This is a genomic window from Devosia insulae DS-56, from assembly GCF_000970465.2.
Classification (GTDB): Bacteria; Pseudomonadota; Alphaproteobacteria; order Rhizobiales; family Devosiaceae; genus Devosia_A; species Devosia_A insulae.
Map to the genome: position 1 here is coordinate 1 of NZ_LAJE02000109.1, position 5,621 is coordinate 5,621.

Genomic DNA, 5,621 nt, shown 5'->3' on the forward strand with positions numbered 1-5,621 from the left:
GGACAGGGGTGGGGGTATCTTCCCGCACCGGCGCTGGCGGCATGAGAAGAGCCACAACCGTCACCGCCGAAACACCCCCACCACCTCGACATGCGTCGACCACGCGAACTGATCCACCGGCACGACGCTCTCCAACCGATACCCACCGGTAATCAGAATCGCCGCGTCCCGCGCGAAGGTCTTGGGTTCGCACGATACTGCCACCACGGTCTTCACGGTGCTGCGCGCCAGCTCCTTCGCCTGCGCTTCGGCGCCCGCCCGCGGCGGGTCGAACACCACTGCATCGAACGGGTTCAGCTCGATCGGCGCCAGCGGGTCGCGGAACAGATCGCGCACCTTCGCCTCAACCGGCTTCAGTCCCTGCACGTGATTGACCGCCTTCACCAGCGCCGCGATGCCCTGGCGGTCGCTGTCGGCCGCGAACACGCGCGCCCCCTCGGCCAGCCGCAGCGCGAAAGGCCCGACCCCCGAGAACAGGTCGGCCACCGACTTCACCTTGCCAACGCCTTCGCTCACCAGTCGGGCCAGCGTCTCTTCCGCCGCCGTCGTCGCCTGCAGGAAACTCGCCGGGGGAATCTCCACCAGCCCCTTGCCCATCTTCACCGCCGGCGGTCGCGCCATGTAGACCGCATCGCCGTTGAAGGTCAGCCGCGCCAGTTTTTGCGCCCGCGCGAATTCGGCCAGTGCCACCGACTTCAGCTTCCGTTCCGACTTGATGCTGAGGTCGATGCCGGTATCGGTGAGCGTGAAGGAAACGTCGCAATCCCCGGCCAGCGGCTGCAGCGCCCGGGCGATCCGAGGCGCATGCTTCGACAAAGTCGGCACGAGGATCGGGCAGGCGTCGATATCGAGCACTTCGTGACTCTTTGCCCGCATATAGCCGGCGCCGGTCTTCCGCACATGCAAGGTCGCCCGCCGTCGCCCGGCGCCGGTCGCATCGACCAGCGGCTGCACCACGGTCTCGACCTCGGCATGCTGCAAGGCGATCTCGACCAGGCTCCGCTTGAAGCTGGCATAGGTCTCGCGGTTCAGGTGCTGCAACGAACAGCCGCCGCAGGCCCCGAAATACGGGCTGATCGGCTCGGCCCGCTCGGCGCTCGGTTCGATGATGCTGATGAGCGTGCCGCGCTCGCCTTCGCGCGCGATCTCCACCCGCTCGCCCGGCAGGGTGAACGGCACAAACACCCGCTCGCCACCGATCTCGCCGATGCCGTCGCCGTGCTGCCCGATACTGTCGATGGTAACTTCTGTCATGGGGAACGCACTAACAGGCGAGCGGGGCTTTGGCACGCGTTTCCCGACTGAGACAGACGACCCCCTCCCATCCTCCCCCATAAAGGGGGAGGTGCCTGTCGGTGCTTCTGGCACGATCGAAGAACGAGCCTCGACTCTTCACCTCCCCCTTTAAGGGGGAGGCCGGGAGGGGGCCGTCTGCTTCGGTTCTTGCGCCCAGAGACATGACCCAGTGCCTCAGTTCACCGGCTGGCTCACCATTTCGAGCAGGCTGGCGATCGACACGAACGGGATCCCCATCCGCTCGCTGAGCCCCGTGGCGCAGGTCGAGACCGTCGACAGCCCGATCTCGCACCCCTCGGGGATCTGCGCCTTGGCAAAACGCGTCGCATGGGCGTTGAGCTCGGGGACATAGAGCCCCTTGTCGCCGGCATAGCCGCAGCAGGTGATGGCATCGAGCACCACTACCTCTTTGGCAATCACCGCCGCCAGCGCCTCGATGGCGCCCTGCTCCTTGAGCCGCTGCGCCGAGCAGTTGTGATGCACTGCCACCGCCGGCAGCGGCTTGGTGATGGTCAACCGCGGCAGGATTTCCTTCAGCAGGAACTCCGCCGAATCCATCACCGCGGCCTGGCCCGGATGTTCGCGCATGTGCTTGGCGCAGGTCGAGGCATCGGTCACCACCTGCAACGCGCCAGCCCGGCTGAGACCGTCGAGCTCGCGCCGCGTTGACCCGCCGACCCGCTCGGCTTCCTTTGGAAAACCCTTCGACAGGAACGGCTGGCCGCAGCATTGCCCCTCGAGCTTTTCCGGCACCACCGGGTCGAACCCGGCGCGCCGCATCAGTTCGATCATCGCATCAGTGGTCGGCAGCAGCCCGTTCTCGCGCGTCGGCGCGCCGAACATCCGAGTCGCGCAGGACGGAAAATACACCACCTGGCCGTTCGGCGCGTTGCTCGGCGCCACCGGCTTGGGTGCCCCCGGCCCCGGCCGCAGCGCCGGCGATACCCGCGGCACCGCCTTGGGCGCCAGCGCATGCATGGCGCCCGCCACCGCATCCACCACACCATTGCCGACGATCCGGCGGCCCAGCGCCTGCGCCCCGACGCCCAGCTTCATGCCGGCCTCGAGCGCCGCAGTATGCCCGCCGACCCAGTGCGCCACGTTGCGGTCGCCATCGGTCCGCCGTCGGCCGCGCTCGCCGATCACCATGGTGCCGGTTTCGATCCCTACCGGGCAGCGCAGCGAGCAGAGATTGCACGCCGCGCAGGTATCGAGCCCCACATACTGGAAGCCCTCGTCCATGGCTTTGAGCCGCTCCGGGTCCTCCCCGGTTTGCCTGAGCCGCGCCCGTTCGCGCGTCACCGCGATGCGCTGGCGCGGGCTGAGCGTCATGTGATGGCTCGGGCAGGCCGGCTCGCAGAAACCGCACTCGATGCAGAGGTCGACAATCTCGTCGGCCAGCGGCATCAGCTTCAGGTTCTTGATGTGGATGTCGGGATCGGGGTTGAGCAGCACGCCCGGATTGAGCAGCCCCTCCGGGTCGAACAGCCGCTTGATCTCATGCATGATGAGATAGGCCTTGGTGCCCCACTCCGCCTCGACGAACGGCGCGATGGCGCGCCCGGTGCCGTGCTCGGCCTTCAGCGAGCCGCCATAGCGCACGGACACCAGCTCCGACAATTCCTTCGAAAAGTGATCGAACTTCACCGCCGCCTGCGGGTCCATGAAGTTGTCGCTCATCTGGAAATGCAGGTTGCCTGCGAGCGCGTGCCCGAAAATGATCGCGTCCTCATAGCCGCAATCGTCGAGCAGTTTGCGCATGTCGATGACGAAATCGGCCAGCCGGTCGATCGGCGCCGCCACGTCCTCGGTCAGCATCGAAGTGCCCTTCGGCCGGGCCGCGCCGCCGGTGGCGAAGAAGCCTTTCCGCACGTCCCACAGCCCGTGCGAAATGTGCTCGTCGACCGAGAAGGTGATGTCCGTCGCCCCCTCCGAGGCAAGAATCGCCGAGGCCTTGGCCGTCTCGATTTCGAGCGTCGTCTGGTCGGGCGCCGTCACGTCGATCAGGATCACCGGCGAGGTCTCGGTGAAGAACTTCACATAGGGCTGTATCGCCGGCAGGTGCTCGACCGTCGCCAGCGCCCGCCGCTCGATATATTCGGCCGCCGTGACGCCGGTCGTCACCTGCACGCCGCCATTGGCCAGCTTCGAGATAGCCCGCGCGCAGGAATAGGGGTCGGGGAACGGGATCAGCCCGGTCACCTTGTAGGGGTGCTCGGGGATGGTGTTGTAGGTCACCTCGGAAACGAAGCCGAGCGTCCCCTCCGACCCCACGATCAGGTGGATCAGGATGTCGATCGGATCGTGGAAATCGAGCAGCGCATTGATCGAATAGCCGACGGTGTTCTTGATCCGGTACTTTTTGCGGATCAGCTCGACCAGCGCCGGATCGGCCTTGACCTTCTGGTGCAGCGCCTTGAGCTCGTCGAGCAGCGGCGCATGCGACATCCGGAATGCCGCGACCGATGCCGGATCGCCGGAATCGAGCACCGTGCCATCGACCAGCATCACCCGCAGCCGGTGCATGGTGTGGTAGGTGTTGTAGGCGACGCCGCAGCACATGCCCGACGAGTTGTTGTTGACCACCCCGCCGATCTTGCAGGTGGCCTGGCTCGCGGGGTCTGGCCCCAGCTTGGCCCCGAACGGCTTCAATGCCTTGTTGGCATTGGCGACGATCACCGCCGGCCCCAGCGTCACCCGCTGCCCGGCCTCGTGAATCTCGAGCTTCTTCCAGCCGTCGCCGAGCACCGCGAGCACGCCATCGGTGATCGCCTGGCCGGACAGCGACGTCCCCGCTGCACGAAACGTCAGCGGCAGCTTTTCCGCCCGAGCTGCCGCGATCACTGCCCGGACTTCGTCTTCGCTGTTGACGATCACCACCACTGCCGGGATCAGCCGGTAGGAACTGGCATCGCCCGAATAGGCGTAAGTCATCACCGGGTCGGTCATGATCCGGTCCTTGCGGATCAGATCCTTGAGCCGCGCCACCACCCCTTGCGTCGCCGCAGCCCGGTCCACCCCGATCGGGGCCATCTCGTTCACGTCACTATCCGCCCTTTAGGCCCGGAACGAGAAATCTCGCAGCCGGGCAAGATGTTTGGCTGGCATGTTAGAGACATTCGCAGCTGGGCGGTAGTGAGGCATTGGTCGTGGGCGGATCAGCCGACGAGGTCCAGCTTCTCCATCGTGACTTCGGCGGCAGCCCAACTGCCACAACGAAAACTCCCGCCTGTCGGGGGATCCGGTCAGACGGGAGCGCTGGTGATTAGTCCCCGGAGCTAGCCGAGGTCGACGTCGGTCGTATCTTCCTCCAGCCCCTCGCGGATTTCCTGGGCCGCGCGGCGCAGGATTTCCGCCACCCGGCGGTCCTCCTCGGGGTCACGCCGGATCGCTTCCTTGATCGCCTTCTTCAGCGCCTTGCGCGCATCGTTTACTTCCGGCGCCACGTCGTCGAGATCACGGTCGGGTCGGCCGTAGTGCTCGGGCCGTTCCGGCCGTTCGGGCCGCTCTCCCCGCTCGGGGTGTTCGGGATGATCCGGGTGCGGCGGAGCACCGCCCCGATCGCCGAACCAGCCATGCCGGCCAAATTCCCGCCCCATGCCGCGAAATCGCTCGCGGAACTGCTCCGCCTCCCCTGGCGTGAACGGGAAGTCCTGGCTCGCCATGCGCTCCCGCAGGTGCTCCATGCCGGAGCCCGCCTTGGCGAGGAAATCGAGCGTCGACTGGATCGCCTCGCGATTGTCGTTGAGGTGCGTCCGGCCTTCCTCGGTAATGGTGTAGAGCTTCTTGTTGCCCTCGGCGGCCGAGGTCACGTAGCCCGCCTCCTCAAGATAGGTCAGCGCCGGATAGACGATGCCCGGGCTCGGCGAATAAAAGCCCTTCGAGTGCTCCTCGATCGCCTTGATCAGGTCATAGCCATGCCGCGGCTGCTGTTCGATCAGGAACAACGCCACCAGCCGGAGGTCGCCCGAGGCCAGCATCCGCCCGATGCGGAAATTGCCCCCGAACCCACCCCAGTCGCCAGGGTTGATGTTGGCTTCGAAGTTGCCGAATTTGCGGAACCCGCGTCGCGCCATGGCTTCCATGCGCCGCCAGTTCCGGTCCCACCTGTGGTCGTGATCGTGCACCTTTCACTCCAAGATATATCTTACGATAGCCGGAAGATATGCCTCGGCTGGTCGAGCTTCAAGATAGCTCTCAAGATATATCTTAAGTCAGCGATGCTGCCTCTTATCCTCCCCCGCGTGGCGGGGGAGGGGGACCAGCGAAGCTGGTGGAGGGGGCCTGCCAAGCCTGGGCCATCCTGAGATTCATCAACCCACTGA

General features: G+C 65.9%; 3 protein-coding genes. All 3 read right to left on the reverse strand.

Features of this window, described 5'->3' with window-relative positions; genetic code table 11:
• Positions 1 to 60 precede the first annotated feature (60 nt).
• The 3 genes from VW23_RS07110 to VW23_RS29765 all read right to left on the reverse strand — a co-directional run bounded on the left by VW23_RS07110 (position 61) and on the right by VW23_RS29765 (position 5,423).
• Entirely contained in the window at positions 61 to 1,254 is a 1,194-nt protein-coding gene (locus VW23_RS07110; protein ID WP_069908887.1) for a class I SAM-dependent RNA methyltransferase, read from the reverse strand.
• A gap of 216 nt (positions 1,255 to 1,470) precedes the next feature.
• Entirely contained in the window at positions 1,471 to 4,329 is a 2,859-nt protein-coding gene (locus tag VW23_RS07115) for an FAD-binding and (Fe-S)-binding domain-containing protein (RefSeq protein ID WP_069908889.1), read from the reverse strand.
• Positions 4,330 to 4,574: 245 nt separating this feature from the next.
• The gene (locus VW23_RS29765) at positions 4,575 to 5,423 is read right to left on the reverse strand and encodes a PadR family transcriptional regulator (protein WP_425285199.1); all 849 of its coding nucleotides are present in this window, start codon (positions 5,421 to 5,423) and stop codon (positions 4,575 to 4,577) included.
• Between the last annotated feature and the right edge of the window lie 198 nt (positions 5,424 to 5,621).